Source organism: Clostridium sp. K04, assembly GCF_019734375.1.
Taxonomy (GTDB): domain Bacteria; phylum Bacillota; class Clostridia; order Clostridiales; family Clostridiaceae; genus Clostridium; species Clostridium saudiense.
Genome location: NZ_JAASHD010000043.1, coordinates 1 through 26,888, shown reverse-complemented (window position 1 = coordinate 26,888; position 26,888 = coordinate 1). Strand labels below are relative to the sequence as shown.

Genomic DNA, 26,888 nt, shown 5'->3' with positions numbered 1-26,888 from the left:
GTATTATTTAGTCTCGCAAACTTATTGTATTTCCTTAGGTTGAGAAGAGCAATGTTCATATAACTTAACAGATCGATAATATTTAAGAGGAAGATAAAATGAGAAGAAAAATATTAACTGTAATTACCTTAGCAATGTCATTTTATATTATATTTTCATTTATCACAGGTATGTTAAATGGAGTTTTTCAAAGTAAAAGTCAATCTCGAAAAGATTATCTTGTAAAACTTGAAAATAAATCTTTAGCTGATTTGCAAGATAAAATAGATACTTATCAAAATGATATTTTAAATAAAAAAAATGATAACATTGAAAATCAATCCATTGAAAAAATGGATATCAATTATAGTAAATACTATGAAAATACTATTTTCATGGGAGATTACATAACTGAAGCATTATCTGAATTTGGTATTTTAGATAGCTATAACGTAATTGCCAATAAAGGAGATACTGTTGTAAATGCTTTGCAAAATACGGACAAGCTTCAAGATATTAATCCTAAAAACTTAGTTTTATTATATGGTATGAATGATGTTATTGCCTTTGATAGTAATTCATCTGAAGAAAGCTCCAATGCATTTAAAGAAAAATATATTGAACTTATTAATTCAATTAAAGCAGTACTACCAAAAACAAATATTTATTTAATATCTCCCCTTCCTGTAATGGATAATGCAGTTAACACCAATCCTAGATTAACTAATGAAAACTTAAATAACTTTAGATTGAAAGTTCACGAAGTTGCAACCGCCACAGGTAGTACGTATATAGATTTAGCCAGCGTAATAACTGAAAAAGATTATTTGCATGAACAAGATGGAATTCATTATAAATATGATTTCTATACATTATGGTTAGACTTTCTTATTAATTACATACAGTAAAATTTAAATTATATATAACAAAACTTACTTTACCATATAAATACTTTTATATAATTTAAAATTTTCATAATTGATGGATTAATTAATATTATTAAATTTATAATGAGGACTATATATGATACATAAATATAAAAAAATAAAATTTAACCAACAAAAGAAGTATACAAAATATTATTTACTTGAAATAGTTATACTTATATCTTTATTCATAGGTTTATATCCTATATTAAGTATTAAGAGTGCCGATATGTCCGCAATAAAAGCTAATTTAGAAGAAAACCTAAAATTAGACTCCATAAATATTGGAGATGAAAAAACATTAAAAAATTTATATTACATTAATATAGGATCTATTGAAGATTTTATATCTTATGCACCTAAAAGTAATATGGATGTTGAAGAAATATTAATATTGAAGTTAAAACATGGCGCAAACATGGATGAAATTAAAACAAAAGTTAGTACAAGACTAGAAAAACAAAGTGAAAGCTTTAAAAACTATAATCCTGAAAAATATGGAATCATTGAAAACGCCATATTAGAAGAAGAAGGACAATATTTAATATTTATTATCTCTGAAAATTCTTCATCTATATATAAACTAATTAAAGATAACTTTAAATAACTAAATAATTGGAGTGAATAACTATGGTCTTTAGCAGCTTAATTTTTATATTTATATTTTTACCACTAGTTTTAATAAGCTATTATGTTGCTCCTAAAAGATTAAGAAACACTATTATACTTTTAGCTAGTTTAATCTTCTACGCATGGGGTGAACCTATATACATTGTACTAATTATTATATCAATACTTATAAACTATTTAGGCGCTTTATTAATTAGAGTACATATTAACAATAAAGAAAAATCTAAATTCATTTTTATAACAATACTACTTATAGATATAAGCATACTATTCTTTTTTAAATATTATGGATTTGCTATAGAATCTTTAGGATCTATTATTGGCTTGGATTTAAAGGTTAAAACTATTGCTCTACCACTTGGAATATCCTTTTATACATTCCAACAAATATCATACATATCTGATATTTATATGAAAAAAGCTAAACCACAAAGAAACTTAATAGATTTTGCAGCTTATATTACAATGTTTCCACAGCTTGTTGCAGGCCCAATTGTTAAATATACTGATATATATAAACAACTTTCTAATAGAAAAGAAAGTATAAATAAATTTGGAAAAGGAGTTCAGCGATTCATTATAGGTTTAGGCAAAAAAGTAATACTAGCTAATAATCTAGGCTTAATTTGGTCACAAGTAAAAGAATTAAATTCAAGTGATTTATCTGTTATATTAGCTTGGATAGGTATAATTGCTTTTACTCTTCAAATTTACTTTGATTTTAGTGGATATTCAGATATGGCAATAGGTCTTGCTAATATGTTTGGCTTTGACTTTTTAGAGAACTTTGATTATCCATATATATCAAAAAGTATAACTGAGTTTTGGAGAAGATGGCATATTTCATTAGGAGGATGGTTTAGAGAATATATTTATATACCTTTACTTTAGGTTTTAAGGAGGTATTTTTATAGAAAATCCCCCAAAAAAATATAAAACTAAAAGAAATGAAATAAATAAAAGAAAAATCAAAAAATATAATAGAGCTCTAAATGTACTTATGGCTTTAATATTTATATGCTTTATTACAGTTATAATACTTTTTAATGTCTTAAAAATCGATAAGACATTCTCTGAAGAGGAAAATAGAGTATTAGCAACAATGCCTAAATTTACAATAAAAGGCTTCTTAAGTGGAGATTTTGTTGAGAACTACACAAAATATGTAGAAGATAATTTTGCTGGAAGAAAGGGATTTGTCAGTATCAAGACTAATTTAGAAAAGCTATCTGGAAAAACTGAAATTAACTCTGTATTTATCGGAGAAGATGGACAGTTATTTGAAAAGTTTGAAGAGGGACCAGAAGAGGAAACTAAAGCCAAAATAGACGCCATAAATTCTTTTTCTGAAAAGTATAAAAACTTAAATATAAGTTTTATGCTAACCCCTACAGCTACTAAGGTTCTTGAAGATAATTTACCTAAATATGCTCCTAATGATGATGAATTATCTTATATAAATACTATTTTTTCTGGATTAAACAGTAATATTAACACTATAAATCCATATGAAGCTTTAAGCGAAAATAAAGATGAGTACATATTTTATAAAACAGATCACCACTGGACAAGTAAAGGTGCTTATATTGCTTACACTGTAATGTGTGAAAAATTAGGCTTAACGCCAAATTCTATTGAAAACTTTGATGTTGTTACTGTTACTGATTCATTTTATGGAAGTTTATCTTCTAAAATAGGTATACAAGGTAAAAAGGCAGACAGTATTGATATATACATACCTAAAGAATCTGACTTTATTGTGACTTATGTAGATGAGCAAAAGAAAAGTACAAGTCTCTTTGACAATACATATTTAGATAAAAAGGATAAATATAATGTGTTTACCGGCGGAAATCATCCCCTAATTAATATAAAAACCTTAGGTGATCCAAATAATAAATTATTAATTATAAAAGACTCATACGCAAATTGTTTTTTACCTTTTTTAACTTCTCATTATGGTGAAATTAATGTAGTTGATTTAAGGTATTTTTATGATGACTTAAATACTCTAATTGAAAATAAAGAAATAACAGATATATTATTTTTATATAATGCTAATACATTTAATAGCGATGATTCTATATTAAACATTGGAATGTAACAAAACAAAAATTGCTAGTAGATAATTAAATATAATTATCTACTAGCAAAATATTTAGACACCTAACTTCATAGTTTGTATCCTTATATGATCTAACTATTCTTTATATTTCTTAATTATATATTTCCTTATGAATTCTACTTTCATCATATCTATCTTTTTGATTTATCTCTACGGTTGAATATCCTATTGGTAGAACACAATAAGGCTTAATATTTTTAGAAAGATCAAATAATTCACTAATATAATTCATTCTATCTTCTAATTGATCCATTTTTATCTTATAAAACATGTAAATACTTTATTTTCATTTTTTGAGCATACATAGTAGCTTTTGTACCCTCTAAGGCATTCATTAAAAATGCCATATTATTTCCTAATACTCTCATTATTTGCATACCTTCTTCATCTTCGAATACCTCATCCGGAGTTGTTCCATTAATAACATTCCAATAGTTTGTTGTTGGCATAAACATTTCTGCATAAGTTAAATTTAGAAGAAAAAGGGTTAGTTAATAGAAAGGTTTATCCTGAAGTTCCACCTAAGGTAGAATATTCTCTTACTGAAGGTGGTCGTTGTTTAGAAAAAATATTAAATGATTTATATGACTGGTCATATGATTATGCAAATAACCATGATATAGTTATTTCTTGTAAAAAATAAAAATTAAAAGCTAATCATTCCTTTAACTATTTAGAATGATTAGCTTTGTATAATTTTATCACTATTTATATAAATTCATTTCATTCTAAGAATAATATCCATTAATCAATTAATTATATTTATAATATTATCTACTAGGATAATGCCACATCTAAAATCATCATAATTGCAAATCCTATTGTCCCTATATCAGAATGATCTCCAATTGAGCTTTCTGGAATTAATTCTTCAACAACAACATGACCTCCTTTATTAAAATAAATTATATTTTTATATTAACTCATTTGATAATTATTATCAATTATTCTTGTGATCTTTATAAATATTTATATATTATAAATAAGTTCCTGACTAAATATACCCATTTAATCAGGAACCTTTTTTATTTTTCAATCATATATAATAATGCTTGTTTAGCATTTTCAGTATTCTTAGAATCAATAAGTATTCCTATATATATATCTTCATCTGAATAAATCTCACCATTTAATAATACTTTATCATCAATCTTTATTCCATAAGGTGCTTCGTCACTTATACTTGCAATGTTACCCTTATCATCTAGCTCTGTAACTTTTGCCATTACAAATTTATTATTTAAAGAATTATATTCTTCTTCATTTAAAATTGTAGAGAAATCAGTTAATGCTCCCTTTTCACTTAATGATTTAAAGTCATCTTCATTCATAATCAATAATTGTATTGCATCAGCACCCATTAAATCAAATAATCTTCTATCATTTTCTTGTAAGCTTTTAATTGATATAACATCTTTCTCATTAGTAATTTCTAATACAGATCTTAACTCTTCTTGAACTTCCTCTTTATTATTAATTTCTATCCCACCAAATAATCCTATTGCTAAAATATCTGTAGTTTTATTAAATACCATTATATTCAAAAAATAGCCAATACCAATAATAATTACTATAGAAACAATCACTTTTTTTAAATAATAATCTTTGAAATATTGCCATTTTTCTTCTTTAGACATTTTCTTTAATGATTCTTTTTTCGGCCTATCACTATGCTTTTTATAAATTGATGCATTATCATCTAAGATAGTTTTTTTATTAATCATAATCCACTACTCCCCTTTTAACTTTAATTCACTATTTGAATTTGAATTTATTTTCTATCATTTTATAGCCATAAAAATAAACTTACCATATATCTAATACATGATAAGTTTATTAGTTTATTTTTAATAATAATTGTTATCTTTTTTAGTTGCTCTATACTAAAACCATTTATATTTCTTACTGAAAAAAGTTATAGCTAACATGAACCTTAGTTAATTCTAACTTCTAAATTTAATAAAAACTTACTCTTCCAATACACTAGGAAGTCCTATAGTAAACCTACTTCCGCTATTAACTTCACTTTCAAGTCTAATATATCCTCCATGCAGCTCAACTATATACTTAACAAGTGTAAGCCCAATACCGCTACTACTTACCTTTGTAATATTAGCCCCATCCACTTGTGAAAATCTTTTAAAGATAAACTCTTGATCCTCTTCTGATATTCCTATACCTGTATCCTCTACAGTGATTTCAATGTATTGATTAACCTCTGAAATAAATACATATATTTCTCCACCTTCTTGAGTAAATTTCACTGCGTTACCTAATAGATTAATCACACATCTTTCAATTTCAGTAGCATCACAAGATATTACTTTTTCCTCCATATCTGGATCAATTATAAGAGTTAAGCCTTTCTCCTCAATATATTTACTCATATTAAGTGCAGCTTCTTCCACTATATAAACTATATCATTATTTTCTTTATTAATTTTATAATGACCAGTTTCTATTTTTGAACTATCTATAATATCACCTATTATTTTTAATAAGCCCTCACAATTTTTACTTATAATCTGCATATATTTACTTAACTTTTCTTTATTGATAGAACCTTCTTTATTAAAAGTATTTATTAATTGAACTGTTGATGATATTACATTTATAGGTGTTCTAAGCTCATGTGATAAGTTTACAAAGTAATTATTTTTAAATTTCTCTTTATTTATTATTTCTTCACTTAACCTTTTATTTTCTTCTAATTGATTATTTAATTTCATTGTCTTTTGATTTACTAATTTTCTTAATATCTTAACATAAGTAAAGATATATAAAACTACTACCCCTACTGTAAATATATATACTAAATAAGCTATAGGTGTTTTCCATATAGGATTTTTAACCCTCATATTCATAATTGTTTCTTCAGTTAAATTACCATGTCCATCTCTAGCTCGTATTTTTAAAATATATTTACCTGGCTCTAAAAATTTTATAGATAAGTCACTACTAGAATCTACATATATCCAATCTGAATCAATTCCTTCAATCATATATTCATAAGTTATATTATCTAAATTACTGTAATCAGGTAAGAAATAATCAATGAATAAATCTTTATCATCATACTCTAAAATTAGTTCATTCTCATCATAAACTTCCTTTCGTTTTCCTATTAAAATATCTCCAATAACTACTTTATCATTAGTTTTTTCCGGCTCAACTATTTCTTCTGGTTTAAAGTAAGTAATCCCTTTTGTACTTCCAAACATCATAGTTCCATCTCTACATATGATACTAGATCTTAAATTAAATTTACTCCCATATATCCCATCCATCTCAGTAAAATTTATTATATCTTTTGTTGCTAAATTTAATTTGCTCAATCCTTTATTACTACTTATCCAAATATTATTATCTTTATCAGGTAATATTGAATTTATGAAATTATTAATTAATCCTTCGGCCGTTGTATATGAAGTAAATTTCTCTAACACTACATCCAATTTACTTAATCCCATATTAGTTCCTATCCATAAATTCCCCAACTCATCAAAAGTCATACAATTTATATTATTACTAATTAATGATTTTTTATCTGATGAGTCATTAATATATTGTTTAATAATACCATTTTCTTTACTATATTTAATTACCCCAGTATCACTACCACTTAGCCAAATAATATCATTGTCCTTATTATCTGCTATAATATATTTTATATTACCTGGATTTATATTAGCTTCCCTTAATTCATTGCTATAATATATTTTTTCTTCTGAATTAATATCATAAGCGTAAAAGTCCTTTTCAGTAGCTGTCCATATTTTTTCTCCATCATTATATAAATAATTCACTTCATAAAAATAATCCTGCTCATATGTATCACGTGTATATGAATAATTTTTTGTATCAATTGCTAGTAACTCTTTATTAGTAGTAATAATAATAAATTGATTATTTATACTAAACATATTTTTTATATAATTATCATTTAAATTAATCTCACTATCACTTTTTTCTAAGTGGGTTATTAAATCTCCAGCTTTATTATATATGTATATTCCATTAAATTTTGTAGCTACCCATATTTGTTCACCATGTTGTAAAATAGACATTATATCTTTATCATATAACAGCCCACCGCCTTGATCATTTCTTATTGTATGGTTAAATTGTTTATTCCCTGTTAATATATTTACCCCTCTATCAGTACCTATCCATATTACACCATTAATATCTTCATAAAAGCATGTTATAACATTACTAGAAATATCATTCTGTATTTTTATATCTTTCTTAAATTCTACCATCTCCATAATATCTCTAAAATACACTTTGATTCCATCGCTACTAGATATCCACATATTATCTTTACTATCACTCATAATAAAACTATTATTATATATATCTATATATTGATTTTCCAAAATACTCTCTATCTTATCTTCATCAAAGCTATATAATTTTACACCATAACTTGATAAAATAACAATTTGCATTGATTCAACATTATTAATGTGACATATAATAATTCCTTCTTTTGTAGAAATCCACATTTCCCCTAAACTATTACTCCCAATATCATAAATAAATAATTTATTTTCATATATTTTAGTTTGACTATATGCAATTTTAAAATCTTTATCTATTATATTTATTCCATTTTTTGTACCAACCCATATACAATTATATAAGTCCTCTTCTAAACATGTTATATACGAATTGGTCAATGAGTTATCATCTCCCTCATCATTATAAAATTCTTCAGCTTCCCAAGTCTCAATATTTAATTTTATTAATCCATTTGAAGTACCAACTAACATAATATTTTCTTCGTAACTAGTATTTAATATTGCTGTAATTTCTACTTCTCCTAAATTATACTTAATATTCTTATATTCCTTAACCCGTACTACATCATAAATATTATTTATTATAATATCCAAACCGTTATCGGTTCCGATCCATATATTTCCGAAATCATCTTCTACTATAACATTTATATATGTTGAACTTAAAGAATTTGAGCTATTAATATCTGCATTATATGTCTTTACTACTTCACCATCGTATCTATTTAGCCCATCTTGTGTACCTATCCACATATACCCTTTACTATCTTGAAAAATTGTTGTTATATAATCATTAGAAAGTCCTTCAGTAACAGATAATTTATCAAACTGTCTTTCTCTTCCTAATATATCTGCAGATGTGCTTTTAAAACTAAAAATATTAATTAAAACACATATAATTACTACATTTATTACTGCTTTTAATCTCATTAATCTACTACCCCATTTATATCTATCACATATTAAAATATTACCAATTATATTATATAAAAACTAACATTTTTTCAATAATATTGTACATTTTTCCTTCGAATTATCAATTTTTTAATATTTTTCTTAAAAAAATAGAACTAGCTTAACATCGAACTAGTTCTATTTTATATTTATTATTTCCATTAATCCCCTATTTAATTTTTACTATTTATTTGGCAAGAAAATTAAAAAGTTAACCTTTATTATTTGATTTAACCTTTATATATACTTCATATATACTTAATATTTACTTATTATTTCTTTTCATTATAATTGAGATTGATTCTTCTGCTTCCTTAAAGTCACTTACTTCAATTGTCATTGATGGATTATTACAATATTTATCTATCAATTCTAATGTCTCTATAACCTCAATATTTCCACTATTAAATCCACGATGACTATCTTTTTTACCATCATTATTATTTAAATGTAAATGTCCTATTCTACTACCTAATAATTTAATTATTTCTTCTAATGATTGATTAGAGTAACAATTTGCATGACCTATATCTAAACAAATAGAAATAATATTGCTATTAATTTTATCAACAAGCTCCTTTAAAACTAATAAATCTTTATCATACATATTTTCAATATGTATATTTATACTTTCATCCTTATCAATTAAAAATTCATTCCAAAACTCTAAGGAATTATTTATATATACATCTTTAAAATATACATCATCATAATAGCATGAATGAAAAACTATTCTATCTGCACCTAACCTTTTTGCAACAGAATATGCTTGATTGTATCGTGTTAATGTAGCTTGTTTAATCATATTATCAAAACTTGCTGTGTTTAAATCTAAAAATGGCCCATGTATAGATAATGGTCTATTTTTTATTAACTCACCATTTCTTTTGTAATATTCTACTATACCATTGTCATCTTTATCTAATGTATATCCTATTCCAAACTCAATTATTTCAAGTCCAATATCATACTTATTTAATATCTTATTAACTCTCTCCTCTGGGAAAAGTTGTGATATATATATTTTCCCCATAATATCTACTCTCTCTTTATCTTAATTTTTAAAATTTTTCTATTTGTTTTGTGGTAGATACACTGTAATTCTTGTACCTATTTCCTTTCTGCTCAAAACACTAAAATATCCATTATGATTATCAATGATCCATTTAGCTATAGATAATCCAAGCCCAGTACCACCATTTTTTCTGACCCTCGCAGTATCAGCCCTAAAGAAACGCTCAAATATATGTGGCACATCTTCAGCATCCATTCCAATTCCATTATCCTGTACAGAAAAATAAGCTTCTCCCTTATTATTTCTCCCTATTTTTAGTATTATATCTTCTCCCTCTTCAGTATATTTTGCTGCATTTTCAACTAATATCCTAGCAGTTTGCTTAAGAAGACCACTATCTCCATAAATATTAACATCCTCTAACTTAATATAACTATATATATGTTTATCATCTATCATTTTAGATTCTTCTACAACATTCTTAATCATATCACTTAAAGAAAATTCTGTTATAGTTAGCTGAGTTTTACCGTTAATACCTCTTGCTAAAAACAATAATTGCTCAACTAAATTTTTCATATTTTCAGCTTCAGACTTTATTGCTTCAATAGATTCATCTAATACACTTTCATCACTTTTTCCCCATCTATCAAGCATATTTGCATAACCTTGAATTACTGAAATAGGAGTTCTAAGTTCATGTGAAGCATCAGAAACAAATCGCGCCTGTTGCCTATAAGAATCTCTCATTCTATCTAATAATTTGTTAATAGCATCCTCTAACCCCTTAAACTCACTATCTCCAATATGAATTCTTTCTTCTGAAGAAGTAGGACTAATTTTTGATATAGCATCTTCTAAACTATGAAACTTTTCTTCATCAAATACCATATCACTAAGTCTGTCTGCTGTTTCTGCTATTTCACTAAGAGGCTTTAAAATTCTTCTAACCTTAGCTGTACCAAATATTATTTCTTCTAATAAAAATATACATTCTACTATTCCGATTATAATTAATATTTTTCTTATATTATATAAGAAATCACTTGCTTCCTTAACCATAGTTTTTCCATTATCCCATATTACCGTATATGTAGCCGTTTCTATTGGATAAAAATTTATTGATCTTTGAGCATTATTTACTAATTCTCCATAAAAGTTTTTTTCAGCATCAATACACCATAATCCTATTAAAATTATAAGAATAATGGTATCTATTATAAGGAACTTAAAAAATAAATCTCTTACTTGTATTGCATTAAGCTTTATTGCAATAGATATAACATTCTTTGTTTTTCTCTTCTTACTCATCTTTTATTACGTATCCTACACCACGAACTGTAGTTATTATTTTAGTATTAAAAACATCATCTATTTTAGTTCTTAAAAATCTAATATAAACATCTATTACATTTGTTTCTCCAATATAATCATAGCCACATGCCTTTTCAATAAGTACATCTCTAGTTAATACTATATTTTTATTTTCCATTAATATTTGTAGTAAGGTAAACTCTCTATTAGTTAATTCAATTTCATTATTATCATACATTACTTTATGCTTCATTTTATCTAAGCTTAATAATCCACATTTTATTACATCTTCATCCTTTTTTGCTGTAACTATTCTCTTTTTAAGTGCTGTTCTTATTCTTGCAAGTAACTCTTCAATTGCAAAAGGCTTTGTTATATAATCATCTGCACCAGCGTCAAGCCCTGACACCTTATCCATAACAGCATCCCTTGCTGTTAACATTATTACTGGAATATCTGATGTTTTTCTAAGTCTCCTTAATACCTCAAGTCCATTAAGCTCTGGAAGCATAACATCTAGAAGGACTAAATCTACTTCACCCTTTTCAGCAATTTCAAGCCCTTCTCTCCCATTATTAACTTTTATTACTTTATACCCTTCATGAATTAATTCTAGTTCTATAAATCTCGCAATTTTTTCTTCATCTTCAACAACTAAAACTTTAATCATTATTTACCTCCAGACTTTATTTTTGATTTAATATTTTGTACCTCTTTTGATATTTTGCTTAAAATATCATTAGTCTTATCAGTATTAACCTTTTTAGATTCTACTGAAAATTTTATATCTAAAAATAATCCAATGACAACAAGAGGTATTAATATCCAAAATCCAAATATTAAAAGAACAATAACTACTGTAAGAGGCAGCTTTAAAAAGAAATTATTTTTACCCCTTATTTCTATAAAAATATTATTGCATGTATCTATAACCTTACATATAGCTTCAAAAATTCCTTCAAAGTTATTATTCGATTTATAATTGTTATCTTTTTTAACTTCCTGAAAATTAAATTGTTGATCTTCGTCTTCATAGTTTTCATTATATTCATTAGTATAAAATATACTAACAGAAGGTCTCTTTACCTTTCCTTGCTCTTCCAAATACAAAATTGAATCAAGTATATCCCAATTATTTATTTCTAATACACATTTTGCTTCTTCATAAGTTATCCCTGTTTTTTCTCTTAACTTTTCTACAAGATTAAGCTTATCCACAAATGTTCCTCCAACTTTTATTTACTAACACATTATTTAAATTCTATCCCTATTTATTAAATTATACCATTATACAAAATATTTCTAAATAACCCACAAAAATAAAAAGAATCCTGAAAATAATTCAAGACTCCTTTTATGCTATATTAATTTTCTTCATATCCTTTTTTAAAATCTTTTTTTATAGTATCCGCTGATTCTGATACCTTTTCAAAAACATCATTTACTCCATCACAATTCATATTAGGTCCTCCAACTGAATACTTATACCCACAGAATAAACCTATTATTAATAATACTACAGTTGGTGGCATAAATAGTATTAATAAAATTATTGAGATTGTTAAAGATATTCTTATTGGTTTTTCATTATCCTTTTTAATTTCAAAATAATTCTTATTTCCTTTAGAAATAATCTTTCCTAAACATTTAAATATTCTTCCAATAACTTCTCCAATTCCACCATAGCTTTCGTCCTTTTTTTTACTGTAATCTTCTTTCTTTTGCTCCTCTTCTTTTACTTCAATAATAGTAGTAGTTTCATTATTTTCTACTTTTCCATTTCTCTCTAAGTAAATTATTGCATCTAAAAGATCCCAATTACATTTTTCTAATACTTCTTGTGCCTCTTCATTAGTTACATAAGCTTTCTCCATTAATTTTTTAATCATTTCATTTCTTTCCATTTATATAACCTCCATAAACTGAATTCTAAACTTCAGATAAATTTATTTTTGTTGTTTACCATGGTTATATAATACTTTTAGTAAATTAATCTAAAATATAAGAAAGATTAAAATTAGATTAAAAAAGAATACTACTTAAAAATAATATTAATGCCGTTAAAATATTGTTAAATTTTTGTTATAAATTTTTAACATTGGAAGATTAATAAACTTATTGAAATTAGATATCCATTTATATATAATTATCCATAAAACTACATGGGAATACATAGATATTAACTTTCAGTACATCTGCTAGAACGGCAGGATTCAGTACTTATCCATTAAGTAATTTTACAAATGCCGGATTATTTGTATTAATTATTTTAATGTTTATAGGGGCGTCACCTGGATCTACTGGTGGTGGTATAAAAACTACAACTTTATTTACATTAAATAAAAGTATTTATAGTACGTCTACTAACAAACATTGTACTGCTTTTAAAAGGAAAATTCCCCTTGGTGTAATACTAAAGGCATTTAATGTTACCATTTTAGCATTGTTTGTTATATGTATTGGAACATTTATCTTAAGTATTTTAGAACCAAATTATACTTTTATGCAATTATTATTTGAAGTAACTAGTGCTTTTGGTACAGTGGGATTATCAACTGGAATAACACCTGATCTTTCTGCTTTAAGTAAATTTATTATTTCTTTAATTATGTTTATTGGAAGATTAGGACCTATGACAATAGCCACTATTTGGAGCTTTAAAAAGCCATCAGATGCATGTTACTCAGAAGAAACAGTTATAATAGGATAGGAGAAATGTTTATGTTTAATTATAAATCAGTAGTAGAGTTTGGAATAATAGGAATAGGAAGATTTGGATTTTCCTTAGCAAAAACATTAATAGAATCAGGAAAAGATGTTATAGTATTAGATTGTGATGAAAATAAAATAAAGAATATTAGAGGATTTACAGATAACGCATTTGTAGTTAATAACTTAGACAAAGAAACTTTACAAGAAACTGGAATTCAAAATTGTGAAACAGTATTTGTATGCATAGGTGAAAAAATAGATGTAAATATCTTAACTACATTAAATGTTATTAACCTAGGGGTACCTAGGGTAATTTCTAAAGCAATAACTTATGAACAAGGCTGTGTTTTGGAAAAAATAGGTGCACAAGTTGTATATCCTGAAAGTGATATGGCTGTTAGAATTGCAAATAGACTATTAAATGAAGAGGCTTTAGAGTTCATTGAATTAAATAATGATATTCATATAGAAAAAATTAAAATAACTGATAGATTAGATGGAAAAACAATATCAAATTCTAAAATACGTGATAATTTCAATTTAAATATTATAGCTTTAGAAAGAGATAGAAATACAATAATAGAAATTGATCCTAGCTGTATATTAAGAAAAGATGACTTACTTGTAGTCATAGGTAAAAAAATTAATATACGAGCTCTTGAAGAATTTTTAGATATTAAATAAGTGTATATCAACATATATGTAATAATTAACCTTAACCATTTTTAATTAATGGCTAAGGCTATAAAACTATAAAGTTTATCTTTATTATTTACTTTGCTTATATAATATTTTTAGTAAATTAATCTAAAATATTAGAAGAATTAAAGATTTACTATTTTTCTTCCATTTTCCTAAATAGAAATATATCATACACATTATTAATTATGCATTCAACTGCTACAAAATATAGTGGTACCTTTGAATTTCCTAATCCCCTTAACATTCCACTAACTACATTGTATCCTACAATGTTAATTTTTCTTCCATAAATAAAAATCCTCCTGAAAATCAAAAATGCTGGATAAGATAGTTGGTCTTATCCAACCATCTTATCCAGCATATAACAATCGTATATATACCCTCCGATGAACACTAAAATAATATCATAATTTATAAACACCATCAATATCCCATAAATAACCATTACAATTTTGGATTAAATACTTATTTTATCTCAACTGATATTTCTGGCATAAAAATAACCCAGCTTATTCATCAACTGGGTTATACTTATTCTCTATTAAAGAGCTCCAATTCTCTTAAGTGTATCAGTAATATGTCTACCTTCTTCAACACCTTCAATAATTCTTCTAGCTCTAACACTATCACCAATGTTAACAACTTCAACATTAGTTCCAGCAAAGTTTTCTTGTAATGAAGCCATTAATGGTGAGTATGCTCTCATTCCTAAACATACAAATCCATAATCAAAGCTTATTTCTTCATCTACTCCATCTTTATTAACAATAAAGCTGCTATCCTTAATTTCTAATAATGAAGTTTCAACTCTTACATCTACTTCCTTCTTCTTAAGCATAGTCATAAAGTCAAGCTTAGTTATTATATCCATTCCATTTCCTACAGCTGGCATTCTTTCAACTATAGTAACATGAGCACCTTTATGAGCGAAGTATTCAACTACATCTAGTCCAACAGCTCCTCCACCGATAACTCCTATTTTCTTACCTTCTAAGTCCATTTCATTGAACTTTTCAATATTATTTATTAATCCAAAGATTGATAATACTTTTGAATCTTCTTTATCAACTCTATCATGTAATCCTGTAATTGGAGGTAATAATGGAGTTGATCCTGTAGCATTAACAACTACATCAGGCTTTAAGTTTTCTATTGCTTCCATTGTAGCAGTAGTATTTGTAAATATATAAAGATTTCTTAACTTCTTAGCTCTGTTAATTAAGTAATTTGGGAAATCATTAATTCTATCTTTAGCTGGTAATTTAGCTATTTCTCTAGCTAATCCACCTAAGTAAGGTTTAGCTTCAAATAAGAATGTTGTACATCCAACTTCAGCAGCTGTACAAGCAGCTTCTAACCCTGCAGTTCCTCCACCAATAACAACAACGTTAACTGGCTTGTTTACTTTCATAGAAGTATGAGCTTCTTCTCCTAAAATAACTTCTGGATTTATTGTACATCTTACTGGTCTGTTTATTCCGATTCTATGACCAGCACATCCAATGTTACAAGATATACATTTTCTTAATTCATCTTCTCTTCCACTTCTAACTTTGTTAACCCATTCTGGATCAGCTATAAGTCCACGTCCCATTGCTAATAAATCAGCATGTCCTTCTGCTAATATCTTTTCAGCAACTTCTGGATTTCTTATGTTTCCTGAAGTTATAACTGGCTTATTAAACTTTTCTTTGAAAGCTTTTGCCATGTATGAACGCCATCCATCTTTTAAATAGTTAGCATCTATTTGATATTGAAGTGTATCATTAACTGCAGCTGATACATTTAATATATCAATTTCATCAATAAGGTATTCCATCATTTCTAATGTATCTTCTAATGTGTTTCCACCTTCCATGAATTCATCTGCACTAAATCTAAAGCTTATTGGGAACATTGGTCCTACTGCAGCTCTAACTTTTTCTAATACTAATTTAGGGAATCTTACTCTATTTTCTAAACTTCCACCAAATTCATCAGTTCTCTTATTGTATAAAGGTGATAAGAATTGGCATAGTAAGTAAGAGTGTCCTCCGTGAATTTCAACTGCATCAAATCCAGCCATTTGAGCTCTTCTTGCAGCATCTGCATACTTATCAGCAATTGCATATATTTCTTCAACTGTTAATGGTCTTGGAATTGCTCCACCAGTTTTTGAAGGTACATTTGAAGAAGATACTGGTGTATTTCCTTCTATTCTTCCTGGTACAGCTGATGCTCCAGAGTGATTTATTTGAATAGCAACGCAAGCACCATGTCTATGTAATCTTTCAGTTAATCTAAATAGATTTGGCATATATCTATCATGATCTAATCTAATTTGAGTTGTTCCATTTGAACCCATAGGGAAATCAACACATGCATTTTCTACAATTATTAATCCAGTTCCACCTTTAGCTCTCTTTTCATAATATTGAACATGCTCTTCAGTGAAATCTCCCATAGCTCCACCGTAGTTTGTTCCCATTGGAGGCATAGCAACTCTATTTCTAATAGTCATATTTTTAATTGTTAATGGTGTAAATATGTTTTGGTACTTATTCATCCTACATTCTCCTATAAATTATATATTGATAAAGTTTTAACTTTTGTTTTCCTATTATCTCTTACATAAGTATAACTCTATTAAAACTATAAATCTAATGAATATTTTAAGCTTTTTTAATAGATATTATCTATTGATTTTAATCAAATTAAAAAAGGCTGTGCATATTGCAACAGCCGTTATTTATTCAAATCTTATTTATTTCTAGTGATATAGTCTTCTAAAGCTTCCATAGCTAAAACATAACCTTTTTCACCAAATCCACACATTTGACCGATGCAAGCTGGAGCTGTTTTAGATTCTTTTCTGAATTCTTCTCTAGCATGTACATTTGAAATATGAACTTCTACTGTTGGGATTCCTGTATTTCCTTTTATTGCATCATGTAAAGCTATGCTATAGTGAGTATAAGCTCCTGGGTTTATAACAACACCATCAAATTTTTCAAAGTATGCTCTTTGTAAGAAATCTATCATAGTTCCTTCGCAGTTGCTTTGAAGAAGAGTTACTTCGTGTCCTCTCTTTTCTCCTTCTTCTTTTATATAATCACATATTTCAGTGAAGCTCTTTGATCCGTATATTCCTTTTTCTCTAACACCTATCATGTTTATGTTTGGTCCGTTTATTACCATGAATTTCATATTTATTTCCTCCTAGATGCACTTATGCACTACTCTATTTTATTTCATATTATTTTTTTAATGAAACACCTACTCCTATTCGTCGTAGGTGTACACTGTGTGTAACTTCAACTAACCAAATTAAAATTTGGAGTTTCAGTCAAGTTCGCTTTGCCAAATTACCAAGTAGGTAAGTTCCACTGACTAAATCTAAGATTTAGAGTGTCACTTAAAATTTGGAAGCTTTTTAGGAAACACCTACTCCTATTCGTCGTAGGTGTAAGTTCGCTTTGCCAAATTAAAATTTGGAAGCTTACTTATCTCCGAATAAGAATTCTTTCATGTGTTCTATTGGCATTTCTTGTCCTGTCCAGCATTTGAATGCTTCTGCACCTTGGAATAACATCATTCCTAATCCATTTATAGTTGGGCATCCAACTTCTTCTGCTAATTCTAATAATCTAGTTTTAGCTGGTTGATATACAACGTCACTTACTATAAGATCTGGTCTTAACATATCTTTTTCTATGTAAGTTTGACCAACGTATGGTTTCATACCCATTCCAGTACCATTTGTGAATATTGCTGAAGTAGCTATTTCTGCTCTTAAAGCTTCTTTATCTTCTAATCTGAATAATTTAGCTTTACAGTTAGTTTTTTCATTTATCTTCTTAACTGTTTCTTCTGCTCTTGCAAAGAATTCATCATCTTGGTTGAATATTGAAAGTTCAGCTACTCCATCTAAAGCTGCTTGGATACAAATTGCTGTAGCTGCTCCACCAGCTCCAACTATAGTCATCTTCTTACCGATAACATCAAATCCAGCATCGCTTAATGATCTCATATAACCAACACCATCAGTTATATGTCCAGTTAAAACACCGTTATCATTTATAACTGTATTTACTGCTCCTGCAAGTTCTGCAGCTGGAGTTAATTTATCTAAGTATTTATGAATAACAGTTTTGTTTGGCATTGATACATTGCAACCTCTAGCTTGCATTGCTTTTAATCCCTTTACTGCATCTTCTAATCCATCATTTCCAACTTCAAATGCAAGATAAGCATAATCTAAACCTAAATATCTAAATGCTTCATTATGCATCTTTGGTGAACTTGTATGCTTAATTGGTGTTGCTAATAATCCTATTAATGTAGTATAACCTGAAATACGTCTTTCCATTGTATTCTCTCCTTTATAGTAAATAGCTTATTTTATCTTAAGCTATTATTAATCCATTTAATCCGTCTTAATATTTTTTATAAAAATAATGAACGTTAAATATTTAACACTTAATTCTCTTTTATTATATTCCAGCACTCCATACTAATCCAATTGATTTTAACAACATTATCTATAGATATAAGCTATATATTAATTATTTTACATAACTACAGTTTATAAATACATAAAAATAATGATGAATTATAAATAATTCATCATATTAAATATACTATGCTATTGATCCTTTATTTGTCTTCATCCATTTATAATACTTTTCTTGGCATTCTGTAGAACAAAATTTATTTCCATTCCAATAATCTACATAGTTAGTATCCTCATTACAAATGCTACATTTAAGTACTTCTTTAACTTTCATCATATTATATTGCCCCATATTTACCTTATTAAATTTCATTTTGTATGCCCCCTTATAATTTATAATTATATAAATATTTTATCACTTTTTTATTTAATAAGTAATTCTTTTTATAGATATTTTCTATCGATATTATAGTTTTTATCTATAGATTTAATTTTATATTTTTATAATTACCTTTTAAATTCTTATAACTTCCTTTTATATCAATAGTTAAATTATTGACATATTATTTTATCTAATATATTATTTATCATAACGTTAAATAATTATATTCCATTAATATAATATTAAACACTTAATTTTAAATCTACCTATAGATAACCTTTACAAAGTTATTCTATTAACCAACTTATATTAATTATTGGGAGATAATTTTATGAAATTTAATTTTACAAAAGGAAAAAACAAATCTACTGCGCTAGCTATAAGAATGGCAATATCTCTTGTACTAGCTTTAATTGTTGGTACTGCTTTCATTTTATTAAGAGAATACTTGCTTGCTAATGATAAAGGATTAATCTGGAATAGTATTAATAGTATTCTGTTTCAAGATATAACAACTGAAGAAGGAAGGAATTCTTTAGGTATTTTCTACATAATGGGCCAATTGTTTATTAACTGCCTTCAATTAATAATAATTCCAATGGTATTTTCATCAATAGCTCTTGCTATGTGTCATATTAGTGATACTAAAAAACTTGGAAGAATATCATCAAAAACATTGTTAGGTTTTTTAATAACTTCTGTATTTGCATTAGCGACTGCCTGTGTATTCGGATTTTCAGCTTACAAACTTGGATTTTTTAATGTTAATCTTTCTAGTAGCGCTACTACATCTGTAACTACATCTACTGGTAGCAATCCTCTACTTGTAGTACTTAATGCAGTTCCAAATAACATAGCTAATGTTATGACTAATAATTCAATGGTATTATCTATAGTATTTTTAGCTGTGGTTGTTGGTTTATGTATTAATGCTCTAGGTGAAAAGATATTAATTTTAAAGAATTTACTTATCGATATAAATAATATAATTAGTGTATTTTTAGGATTTATTATAACTAAGTTTAGTCCATTTGCTGTTTTTGTATTAATTACTAGAACTTTTGCAGTATATGGTTTAGATCGTTTAAAGCCAGCATTAGCCTATATGCTTACTGTTGCCATTGCATCAATAATATTCTTAGTTATTGCTTATCCAGTATTTGTTTATTTAAACACTAAATTAAATCCTATTATATTCATGAAAAAGATTGCTAAAGTTGCTCTTTTAGGTTTTTCAGCCGCTGCTTCTTCTGCTGCATTATCATTAAATGAAAAAACAACAGTTGAAGAACTTGGAGTTAATAAAGATATTGCTTCTTTTGTACTTCCTTTAGGCATGACTATCAACATGAACGGTACTGCAATCATGCAAGTTATAGCCGCTATCTTCATTGCAGCTAGTTCTGGATATAGCCTTACTATTCAAAATGTAATATTAATAGCAGTTTTAGCATTAATAGCTTCTATAGGTACACCTTCTGCACCTGGTTCATCATCAATAATACTTTTTACAGTATTAACAGGTATGGGATTTAATAATGAAGCTACACTTATAGCTTATTCATTAATTATTGCTATAAATAGACCTATAGATATGCTAATTACTTGCTTAAATGTAATTGGAGATTCTGCAACTGCAGTAGTTGTAGCTAATTCTGAAGGTTGCTTAAATAAAGAAATATATAATAGTTAATATTAAAAGGAGTATCTAAACTTAATATAGATACTCCTTAATTTATTATTTATCTTTCTTTAATTACTGCTTTCCTAATTAATAAAAATGCAATACCTGATAAAACTACTACTAATATTAAAAATGTTAGTATACAAGCAAACACATTTACCGGATTAAATCCAAATATATAATCAAGAAACTTATTTATTTTCATTGTTAACCCTGGATTTCTTATCGAAAAATTCCCACTAAATATTATAAATCCCACTGGAATAACTGATACAATAACTTTTACATATTTGTTAGATCTATAATAAATCATATTAATAACTATTCCAACTATATAAGCTACAAGATAAAATGAAAATTGAAATAATATTGTATTTAAAATTGTGGTAAAACTATTACTTTGTACCCACATTCCATTAAAAACATTATTCATCCCATCCACTAGGTTCCCATAAGCCATATCATATAAAGTAGGATTTCTAATAAAAATATTATTTGCTCTATTTATAATAATATCTATGATTGACATAATTAAAGCCAATGGAATACTTGATATTAATAACCCCTTAATAAATGTCCTTCTAGATATACCATTACTTTTAGCAAAATAGAAATTTGATTTAAAGGAGTTTAATCCACAAACAAATAAGAAAATTACAGTTGCAAATTCTATACCTGACATTGTACTTTTTAATCCACCAACATAATTACCTATACATAAAGCCATAACTATAGCAATAAAAATCAAATAGTATACCATTGCTGATTTCATAACCGATTGGATATTCATTTTTGCAATTCTTAAACTTTTCATATTAAACTTCCTCCTTTTCAGTTAAATATATAAATAACTTTTGCAATTCAACCTTTGAAAACTTCAACCCCAAATCTTCTGCTAACTTTTTATCTTCTTTAGTTAAATTACCTATTATAGTTGCAGATTTAAATGATGTTATTTCTTCAACATTTACTATATTTTTTGCTTCTACAAATTTATCAATATTTTCAGTTAAACCTGAAACTGTATATGCCTTTTTTAATAACTCTTCTGCTTCATCACTACTTATAACTTTGCTATTATTCAAAATAATTACCTTTTCTATTAAGTTTGAGACTTCTTCAATAATATGAGTAGATAAAATTATAGTTTTAGGACTTTTAATATAATTTTCCATTAACACTTTATAAAACAACTCTCTATGATTTGCATCAAGTCCAAGTACTGGCTCATCAAATATTAAAACATTTGCATTTGAAGCAAGTGTAGTTATTATTTTACATATGGAGTTATATCCTGTAGAAAGATTTTTTATCTTAGTATTTATATTTAAATTAAATTTCTTTGCTAATTCTAAAGCATATTCACTATCAAAATTATTATAAAATTCTTTAGTCCATTTAAATATTTCTTTTACTTTATAATCTTCCGGATATAAAGTTCTTTCCGTCATAAAATATATCTTTTCTAAAGCGTTATCATTCTCATAAACATTTTCGCCATCAATAGTTATTTCACCTGAATCTACTACTGCTCTATCTGTAATTAAATTTAATAAGGTAGTCTTTCCAGCTCCATTTCTTCCTAATAGCCCATAAATTTTATTTTCTTCAAATGTTATATTTATATTATTTAAGACTTGCTTTTTGTTATAACTCTTACTGACCTTTTTAATCTCTATTATAGACATATCTTTACCCCTCTTTATTAATCATCTTTATAATATCTTCTATTGATATATTTAACTTCTTTGCCTCATCTAAAAGTGTAACTATATAATCATTAAAAAAGCTTTCTTTCCTTTTGTTCATTAACAATTCTTTACTTCCCTTTGAAACAAACATCCCAACACCTCTTTTTTTATATATAACTCCTTCATCAACTAAAATATTAAATCCCTTCCCTACTGTAGCAGGATTTATTTTATATTTCACTGATATCTCTGTAGTTGATGGTATCATTTCATCCTCTTTGAATATTCCTTTTATAATACTATCTTCTATTGCTTGCGCTACTTGAATGTAAATAGGAATATCGTTGTTAAATTCTATAATCATATTATATATCCAACCTCCTTTTTATTAGTTTGTTAATTAGTTAATTACTTATATAACTAACTATATAACCAATCGCTGTTTTTGTCAATATTTAACTTGTATATTTTTACATCAAAAAAGGAGTTTACACTTAATCACAAGCATTAACTCCTTTAATCTATCTATACTATATATTTATTATTTCAAATTTATTAAGCAATCTTCTCTATAAAAATCACTCAATACTTTATTTAATCTAACTTATTATCATACATATATATTTCATCCTATTTATATTCTAAATTTATTCCTATTTAATAAAGGGCTCTTCACTTGATTATTTTTAATATAACTTATTTATTGTATAATAGAACTATTATTATTTTAAAATTGAGAGGAGTACTATTTAATGAAAGAATTAGAAACTAGAGTAATGGATATTGATGTTGATGATATTAGAAATAAAATGAAATCTTTAGGTGCAATTAAAGTTAAATCTGAAGACCAAGTTAATGAAATATATGATTTTGAAGATGGTAGACTTTTAGCTAATAAGGGATATGCTAGAGTTAGAACTACTATTGATAGACTTACAGGAAAAGAAACTGTATTTATGACTACTAAAAAAATGTTAAGTCAAGGCACTTTTAAAGTTATGGAAGAAAATGAAACCATTGTTGAAGATGGAGAAATGGCTAGAAGGATATTTAAATCTTTAGGTCTTGTACTTCAAGAATCTATTTCTAAATATAGAGAAAGCTATAAAATTAATGATTCTTTAATTGAAATTGATATTAATGATAAGAGTTTTTGTCCTTTCCCATACTTAGAAATTGAAACTACTTCTGAAGAAAAGCTTGAAGAAATTCTTAAATTAATTGGTTATACTTTAGCTGACACTACTTCTAAGACTATTTATGAAATTTTAGCTGAAAGAGGAATCGAAGGAGAAATCAAAGGGCGATAATTCAGTTTCAACGTATAATAGCGAAAAAAAGAAATATTATACTTCCGGGAATTAGTTAAATCTCACCTTGAATTTATATAATTGATTCCAGATAATTTGCTAAAGATTATAAACTCACTATGTTCAAACATATAATCTTCTTCACACAAATTATCTTCCATCAATTATTAAATTCTACGGTTCAATTTCAATATTCCCTTCAATATAATATTTCTTTTTTCTATATATGCATAGTAAAGTAAATTATAGTTGCAATCGCCATACCACTACTTTAATTATAAACATTACTAATATTACATTTGCGTTTTTTTAATTATCAGATGTGCGGTTTTAGTCACAATCCAATTTGAATTAATAACTTTATACTATTTTATAGTTCTAAATTCAAAGCCTTGGCTTTGTAAGTACTCTATTATTCTTGGAAGAGCTTTTACTGTTTCCTCTTTCCCATATGTATCATGCATTAAAAGAACTACACTATCTGCATTAGGTCCTAAAGCTTCTACACTTTCTTTAGTACATTGTACTAATTCATCAGAATTTTTCATTTTCCCTTCAGCATCTTTATTTAATGCATTCCAATCAACATTATAGTATCCATTCTGTTCCATAGCTTCCTTCATTGCAGTACGACCTTCCCATGACCAATATCCACCCGGCAATCTAATAACTCTTGTTGAGAAATCTTCACCTAATACTGCTTTCATTGAATTTTGACTTTTCTCAAGATCTGATACAATGTTATTTACATTCATAGTTCTATTAGGATATAAATATGAATAATCGTGACCATATGTATGATTTGCTATTGCATGTCCTCTTTTAACTTCTTCTTTTAATATTTCTTTTGCTTCATCGCTCTTATCTATGGATGAACCTAAAACAAAAAATGTTGCTTTAACATTATATTTATCCAATATGTCTAATACTTGTGGTGTATTTGTTGTTGATGGTCCATCATCGAAAGTTAAATAAACTACCTTTTTACCATCAGTTCTTACTGGATAATGTTTTGTTCCATTTAAAAGCCCTTTAGTGTTTTCAGCAACCATTGCAGCATCATCAGCATTAGGGTCTTCTTCAAATGATAAGTAACCACTATTATCTAATTTATTTTCTTCTACTTTATCTTTATCATCTGATTGATCTTTATTATTTTCTACTTCATTTTCATTATTAGATTCTGTATTATTACTTGTCCCATTTTGATTTTCATTAGGAATTGTAATTTGTAACTTTTGTTCTTCATGCTTTGGTATAAATTTAATACATAAAACTATCGACACTGCTATTAATATACTCCCCAATATAATCGCTACTTGTCTTTGTTTTCTTTTCTTCTTATTTCGCTTCCTCATTCTTTTACCCATCCTTTGCTGACATCCCTTCACTGATTTATATTTTATTTTAAGTTTACTTAATATATAAACATTTTCTCCTCACTACTAATATACAATATAACTATAGTCGAATTCGTTACAAAAGTGTTACAAATAAATAAAATCTAAATACAATAATATTTATTAGACTTTTTACCTTTAAATAAAGTTCCAATAATTATATTTTTATAAAAAAATAAAAGGATAAGACAAAACTTATCCTAATTTTTAATCTGCATTAATTTCTATTATTTAATTGTTCTAAATTCAAATCCTTTATCTTGTAAGTATTCTATTATTTGAGGTAATGCTTTTACTGTCTCTTCTTTTCCATATGTATCATGCATTAGAAGGACAACACTATCTGCATCTGGGCCTAATCTTTCTATATTTTCCTTAGTTTTTTGAACTAATTCATCAGCAGTTTTTGCAGCTCCCTGCGCATCTTCATTTAATGCATTCCAGTCAATATTACAATATCCAGTTTCAATCATCTTATCTCTCATAGGTGTACGACCTTCCCATGACCAATATCCACCTGGAAATCTAATAACTCTCGTTGAAAAATCATCACCTAATATTTCTTTCATTATATCATTATTTTTCTCAACATCTGATACAATATTATCTACATTCATAGTTCCATTAGGATATAAATAAGCATAATCATGTCCATATGTATGATTTGCTATAGCATGTCCATTTTCAGCAATATCCTTTAGTACATCTTTCTCACCATTTCCGGCTTCTAACATCTTCCCTAAAACAAAAAATGTTGCTTTAACATTATATTGATCTAATATATCTAATATTTGTGGTGTATTTGTCGTTGATGGTCCATCATCAAAAGTTAAGTAAACTACTCTTTTACCATCTGTTCTTACCGGATAATTTTTTGTTCCATTTAAAAGCCCTTTAGTATTTTCAGAAACCATAGCTGCATCATCTGCATTAGGATCATCCTCTAATTTTATATAATTAACATTGTTTTTTGAGTCAACTTCTAACTCTTCTCCAACTACTTGATCATTTTGAACTAATTCATCTTCTTTATTAGACTCATCTAAACTACCATTTTCTTTATTACTCGCTATACTTTCTTTTAAAGTACTATTTTCTTTTTTAGGAATAAACTGTACTCCTATTATTGTTACAGCAACTACTATCACACATATAATTAAGACAGTAATATTTTGCTTTTTAATTGTATCCATTTTACTTCTCTTGCTATTATACTTTTTCCCTATCATTATTTTCCCCCCTACTGATATAATCGATCTGTTAAGTTATATGAACATTGCTCTTCTCAACCTAAGGAAATACAATAAGTTTGCGAGACTAAATAATAC

Annotated in this window: 26 protein-coding genes and 2 pseudogenes; 9 read left to right on the top strand and 19 right to left on the bottom strand. The window is 26.7% G+C overall.

All coding sequences use genetic code 11. The features are described from left to right. The first annotated feature begins 98 nt into the window (after positions 1–98). From HCG70_RS14860 to HCG70_RS14845, 4 genes are all read left to right on the top strand, one after another. Positions 99–887: a GDSL-type esterase/lipase family protein gene (locus HCG70_RS14860; RefSeq protein WP_221697918.1), complete on the top strand. Its 789-nt coding sequence runs from the start codon at positions 99–101 to the stop codon at positions 885–887. Positions 888–1,134: 247 nt separating this feature from the next. Continuing rightward, complete coding sequence (locus HCG70_RS14855) at positions 1,135–1,512, top strand: DUF4358 domain-containing protein (RefSeq protein WP_195951388.1); 378 nt, start codon at positions 1,135–1,137, stop codon at positions 1,510–1,512. Between the two features lie 23 nt (positions 1,513–1,535). Then, positions 1,536–2,426, top strand: coding sequence for an MBOAT family O-acyltransferase (locus HCG70_RS14850; protein ID WP_221697917.1), 891 nt, complete (start codon positions 1,536–1,538; stop codon positions 2,424–2,426). Positions 2,427–2,535: 109 nt separating this feature from the next. Further along, positions 2,536–3,639, top strand: coding sequence for a DHHW family protein (locus HCG70_RS14845; protein WP_221697916.1), 1,104 nt, complete (start codon positions 2,536–2,538; stop codon positions 3,637–3,639). A 112-nt stretch (positions 3,640–3,751) separates the two neighbouring features. On the opposite strand, the gene HCG70_RS14840 is transcribed toward HCG70_RS14845, so the two are convergent. Together HCG70_RS14840 and HCG70_RS14835 are read right to left on the bottom strand one after the other, a co-directional pair. Beyond that, positions 3,752–3,931 carry a hypothetical protein gene (locus tag HCG70_RS14840; protein ID WP_042401826.1) on the bottom strand — a complete coding sequence of 60 codons (180 nt, stop codon included), beginning with the start codon at positions 3,929–3,931 and terminating at the stop codon, positions 3,752–3,754. Next, positions 3,921–4,109, bottom strand: coding sequence for a hypothetical protein (locus HCG70_RS14835; protein ID WP_195949604.1), 189 nt, complete (start codon positions 4,107–4,109; stop codon positions 3,921–3,923). The genes HCG70_RS14840 and HCG70_RS14835 overlap by 11 nt, the downstream gene beginning before the upstream one ends. Positions 4,110–4,132: 23 nt before the next feature. Here HCG70_RS14835 and HCG70_RS14830 point away from each other — a divergent pair. Further along, positions 4,133–4,303, top strand: a pseudogene (locus HCG70_RS14830) (winged helix-turn-helix transcriptional regulator); the annotation flags it as partial. Between the two features lie 134 nt (positions 4,304–4,437). Here HCG70_RS14830 and HCG70_RS17525 read toward each other — a convergent pair. The 8 genes and pseudogenes from HCG70_RS17525 to HCG70_RS14795 form a co-directional block, all read right to left on the bottom strand. Beyond that, a pseudogene (locus tag HCG70_RS17525) lies at positions 4,438–4,545 on the bottom strand (ZIP family metal transporter); the annotation flags it as partial. 140 nt (positions 4,546–4,685) lie between these two features. After that, on the bottom strand, positions 4,686–5,384 hold the full coding sequence (locus tag HCG70_RS14825) for a hypothetical protein (RefSeq protein WP_154821335.1): 699 nt from the start codon (positions 5,382–5,384) through the stop codon (positions 4,686–4,688). A 243-nt stretch (positions 5,385–5,627) separates the two neighbouring features. After that, positions 5,628–8,894, bottom strand: a complete 3,267-nt coding sequence (locus tag HCG70_RS14820) for a sensor histidine kinase (protein ID WP_260457834.1) — start codon at positions 8,892–8,894, stop codon at positions 5,628–5,630. Between the two features lie 289 nt (positions 8,895–9,183). Further along, the gene (locus tag HCG70_RS14815) at positions 9,184–9,951 is read right to left on the bottom strand and encodes a sugar phosphate isomerase/epimerase (RefSeq protein WP_055277561.1); all 768 of its coding nucleotides are present in this window, start codon (positions 9,949–9,951) and stop codon (positions 9,184–9,186) included. Between the two features lie 39 nt (positions 9,952–9,990). Beyond that, positions 9,991–11,244: a cell wall metabolism sensor histidine kinase WalK gene (locus tag HCG70_RS14810; RefSeq protein ID WP_055277563.1), complete on the bottom strand. Its 1,254-nt coding sequence runs from the start codon at positions 11,242–11,244 to the stop codon at positions 9,991–9,993. Further along, on the bottom strand, positions 11,237–11,917 hold the full coding sequence (locus HCG70_RS14805; RefSeq protein WP_042401809.1) for a response regulator transcription factor: 681 nt from the start codon (positions 11,915–11,917) through the stop codon (positions 11,237–11,239). The genes HCG70_RS14810 and HCG70_RS14805 overlap by 8 nt, the downstream gene beginning before the upstream one ends. Next, a complete protein-coding gene (locus HCG70_RS14800; protein WP_195955571.1) occupies positions 11,917–12,465 on the bottom strand; it encodes a ubiquitin in 549 nt (182 codons plus the stop codon). Before HCG70_RS14800 ends, HCG70_RS14805 begins: the two co-directional genes overlap by 1 nt. A 146-nt stretch (positions 12,466–12,611) precedes the next feature. Beyond that, on the bottom strand, positions 12,612–13,151 hold the full coding sequence (locus tag HCG70_RS14795; protein WP_042401804.1) for a DUF4342 domain-containing protein: 540 nt from the start codon (positions 13,149–13,151) through the stop codon (positions 12,612–12,614). 272 nt (positions 13,152–13,423) lie between these two features. Between HCG70_RS14795 and HCG70_RS14790 the strand changes: the two genes are divergently transcribed. Continuing rightward, positions 13,424–13,957 (top strand): potassium transporter TrkG, encoded by a 534-nt coding sequence (locus HCG70_RS14790; RefSeq protein ID WP_353933929.1) that lies wholly within the window; start codon positions 13,424–13,426, stop codon positions 13,955–13,957. 11 nt (positions 13,958–13,968) lie between these two features. Beyond that, a complete protein-coding gene (locus HCG70_RS14785) occupies positions 13,969–14,643 on the top strand; it encodes a TrkA family potassium uptake protein (RefSeq protein ID WP_042401801.1) in 675 nt (224 codons plus the stop codon). 559 nt (positions 14,644–15,202) lie between these two features. Here HCG70_RS14785 and HCG70_RS14780 read toward each other — a convergent pair. The 4 genes from HCG70_RS14780 to HCG70_RS14765 all read right to left on the bottom strand — a co-directional run bounded on the left by HCG70_RS14780 (position 15,203) and on the right by HCG70_RS14765 (position 19,466). After that, positions 15,203–17,206 (bottom strand): FAD-dependent oxidoreductase, encoded by a 2,004-nt coding sequence (locus HCG70_RS14780; RefSeq protein ID WP_042401799.1) that lies wholly within the window; start codon positions 17,204–17,206, stop codon positions 15,203–15,205. 194 nt (positions 17,207–17,400) lie between these two features. After that, positions 17,401–17,847 carry a type II 3-dehydroquinate dehydratase gene (aroQ, locus tag HCG70_RS14775; RefSeq protein ID WP_042401796.1) on the bottom strand — a complete coding sequence of 149 codons (447 nt, stop codon included), beginning with the start codon at positions 17,845–17,847 and terminating at the stop codon, positions 17,401–17,403. 292 nt (positions 17,848–18,139) lie between these two features. Next, on the bottom strand, positions 18,140–19,009 hold the full coding sequence (locus tag HCG70_RS14770; protein WP_042401793.1) for a shikimate dehydrogenase: 870 nt from the start codon (positions 19,007–19,009) through the stop codon (positions 18,140–18,142). Between the two features lie 271 nt (positions 19,010–19,280). Continuing rightward, positions 19,281–19,466 carry a hypothetical protein gene (locus HCG70_RS14765; RefSeq protein WP_042401791.1) on the bottom strand — a complete coding sequence of 62 codons (186 nt, stop codon included), beginning with the start codon at positions 19,464–19,466 and terminating at the stop codon, positions 19,281–19,283. A 340-nt stretch (positions 19,467–19,806) separates the two neighbouring features. Here HCG70_RS14765 and HCG70_RS14760 point away from each other — a divergent pair, with 340 nt between their 5' ends. Continuing rightward, positions 19,807–21,168 (top strand): dicarboxylate/amino acid:cation symporter, encoded by a 1,362-nt coding sequence (locus tag HCG70_RS14760; RefSeq protein WP_055292188.1) that lies wholly within the window; start codon positions 19,807–19,809, stop codon positions 21,166–21,168. A gap of 49 nt (positions 21,169–21,217) precedes the next feature. Here the strand turns inward: HCG70_RS14760 and HCG70_RS14755 are convergent, their stop codons facing one another. The 3 genes from HCG70_RS14755 to HCG70_RS14745 are packed head-to-tail and all read right to left on the bottom strand — an operon-like array spanning position 21,218 to position 23,214. Continuing rightward, positions 21,218–21,973 carry a hypothetical protein gene (locus HCG70_RS14755; protein WP_195951826.1) on the bottom strand — a complete coding sequence of 252 codons (756 nt, stop codon included), beginning with the start codon at positions 21,971–21,973 and terminating at the stop codon, positions 21,218–21,220. 1 nt (position 21,974) lies between these two features. After that, positions 21,975–22,847 carry an ATP-binding cassette domain-containing protein gene (locus tag HCG70_RS14750; RefSeq protein ID WP_055277577.1) on the bottom strand — a complete coding sequence of 291 codons (873 nt, stop codon included), beginning with the start codon at positions 22,845–22,847 and terminating at the stop codon, positions 21,975–21,977. Positions 22,848–22,851: 4 nt separating this feature from the next. Next, positions 22,852–23,214: a GntR family transcriptional regulator gene (locus tag HCG70_RS14745; RefSeq protein WP_042401775.1), complete on the bottom strand. Its 363-nt coding sequence runs from the start codon at positions 23,212–23,214 to the stop codon at positions 22,852–22,854. 388 nt (positions 23,215–23,602) lie between these two features. Between HCG70_RS14745 and HCG70_RS14740 the strand changes: the two genes are divergently transcribed. Continuing rightward, a complete protein-coding gene (locus HCG70_RS14740; protein ID WP_055277581.1) occupies positions 23,603–24,160 on the top strand; it encodes a class IV adenylate cyclase in 558 nt (185 codons plus the stop codon). 365 nt (positions 24,161–24,525) lie between these two features. On the opposite strand, the gene HCG70_RS14735 is transcribed toward HCG70_RS14740, so the two are convergent. Further along, positions 24,526–25,518 carry a polysaccharide deacetylase family protein gene (locus tag HCG70_RS14735; RefSeq protein WP_221697915.1) on the bottom strand — a complete coding sequence of 331 codons (993 nt, stop codon included), beginning with the start codon at positions 25,516–25,518 and terminating at the stop codon, positions 24,526–24,528. 269 nt (positions 25,519–25,787) lie between these two features. Continuing rightward, a complete protein-coding gene (locus HCG70_RS14730; RefSeq protein WP_042403108.1) occupies positions 25,788–26,789 on the bottom strand; it encodes a polysaccharide deacetylase family protein in 1,002 nt (333 codons plus the stop codon). Positions 26,790–26,888 lie beyond the last annotated feature (99 nt).

Bases quoted from the DNA above. Each gene is read 5' to 3' on its own strand.
- HCG70_RS14755 (WP_195951826.1), bottom strand. From the start codon at position 21,973: ATGAAAAGTTTAAGAATTGCAAAAATGAATATCCAATCGGTTATGAAA.
- HCG70_RS14825 (WP_154821335.1), bottom strand. From the start codon at position 5,384: ATGATTAATAAAAAAACTATCTTAGATGATAATGCATCAATTTATAAA.
- HCG70_RS14750 (WP_055277577.1), bottom strand. From the start codon at position 22,847: ATGTCTATAATAGAGATTAAAAAGGTCAGTAAGAGTTATAACAAAAAG.
- HCG70_RS14835 (WP_195949604.1), bottom strand. From the start codon at position 4,109: ATGCCAACAACAAACTATTGGAATGTTATTAATGGAACAACTCCGGAT.
- HCG70_RS14765 (WP_042401791.1), bottom strand. From the start codon at position 19,466: ATGAAATTTAATAAGGTAAATATGGGGCAATATAATATGATGAAAGTT.
- HCG70_RS14785 (WP_042401801.1), top strand. From the start codon at position 13,969: ATGTTTAATTATAAATCAGTAGTAGAGTTTGGAATAATAGGAATAGGA.
- HCG70_RS14850 (WP_221697917.1), top strand. From the start codon at position 1,536: ATGGTCTTTAGCAGCTTAATTTTTATATTTATATTTTTACCACTAGTT.
- HCG70_RS14815 (WP_055277561.1), bottom strand. From the start codon at position 9,951: ATGGGGAAAATATATATATCACAACTTTTCCCAGAGGAGAGAGTTAAT.
- HCG70_RS14760 (WP_055292188.1), top strand. From the start codon at position 19,807: ATGAAATTTAATTTTACAAAAGGAAAAAACAAATCTACTGCGCTAGCT.
- HCG70_RS14770 (WP_042401793.1), bottom strand. From the start codon at position 19,009: ATGGAAAGACGTATTTCAGGTTATACTACATTAATAGGATTATTAGCA.
- HCG70_RS14745 (WP_042401775.1), bottom strand. From the start codon at position 23,214: ATGATTATAGAATTTAACAACGATATTCCTATTTACATTCAAGTAGCG.
- HCG70_RS14860 (WP_221697918.1), top strand. From the start codon at position 99: ATGAGAAGAAAAATATTAACTGTAATTACCTTAGCAATGTCATTTTAT.
- HCG70_RS14795 (WP_042401804.1), bottom strand. From the start codon at position 13,151: ATGGAAAGAAATGAAATGATTAAAAAATTAATGGAGAAAGCTTATGTA.
- HCG70_RS14855 (WP_195951388.1), top strand. From the start codon at position 1,135: ATGTCCGCAATAAAAGCTAATTTAGAAGAAAACCTAAAATTAGACTCC.
- HCG70_RS14810 (WP_055277563.1), bottom strand. From the start codon at position 11,244: ATGAGTAAGAAGAGAAAAACAAAGAATGTTATATCTATTGCAATAAAG.
- HCG70_RS14730 (WP_042403108.1), bottom strand. From the start codon at position 26,789: ATGATAGGGAAAAAGTATAATAGCAAGAGAAGTAAAATGGATACAATT.
- aroQ (WP_042401796.1), bottom strand. From the start codon at position 17,847: ATGAAATTCATGGTAATAAACGGACCAAACATAAACATGATAGGTGTT.
- HCG70_RS14805 (WP_042401809.1), bottom strand. From the start codon at position 11,917: ATGATTAAAGTTTTAGTTGTTGAAGATGAAGAAAAAATTGCGAGATTT.
- HCG70_RS14820 (WP_260457834.1), bottom strand. From the start codon at position 8,894: ATGAGATTAAAAGCAGTAATAAATGTAGTAATTATATGTGTTTTAATT.
- HCG70_RS14740 (WP_055277581.1), top strand. From the start codon at position 23,603: ATGAAAGAATTAGAAACTAGAGTAATGGATATTGATGTTGATGATATT.
- HCG70_RS14735 (WP_221697915.1), bottom strand. From the start codon at position 25,518: ATGAGGAAGCGAAATAAGAAGAAAAGAAAACAAAGACAAGTAGCGATT.
- HCG70_RS14780 (WP_042401799.1), bottom strand. From the start codon at position 17,206: ATGAATAAGTACCAAAACATATTTACACCATTAACAATTAAAAATATG.
- HCG70_RS14840 (WP_042401826.1), bottom strand. From the start codon at position 3,931: ATGTTTTATAAGATAAAAATGGATCAATTAGAAGATAGAATGAATTAT.
- HCG70_RS14845 (WP_221697916.1), top strand. From the start codon at position 2,536: ATGGCTTTAATATTTATATGCTTTATTACAGTTATAATACTTTTTAAT.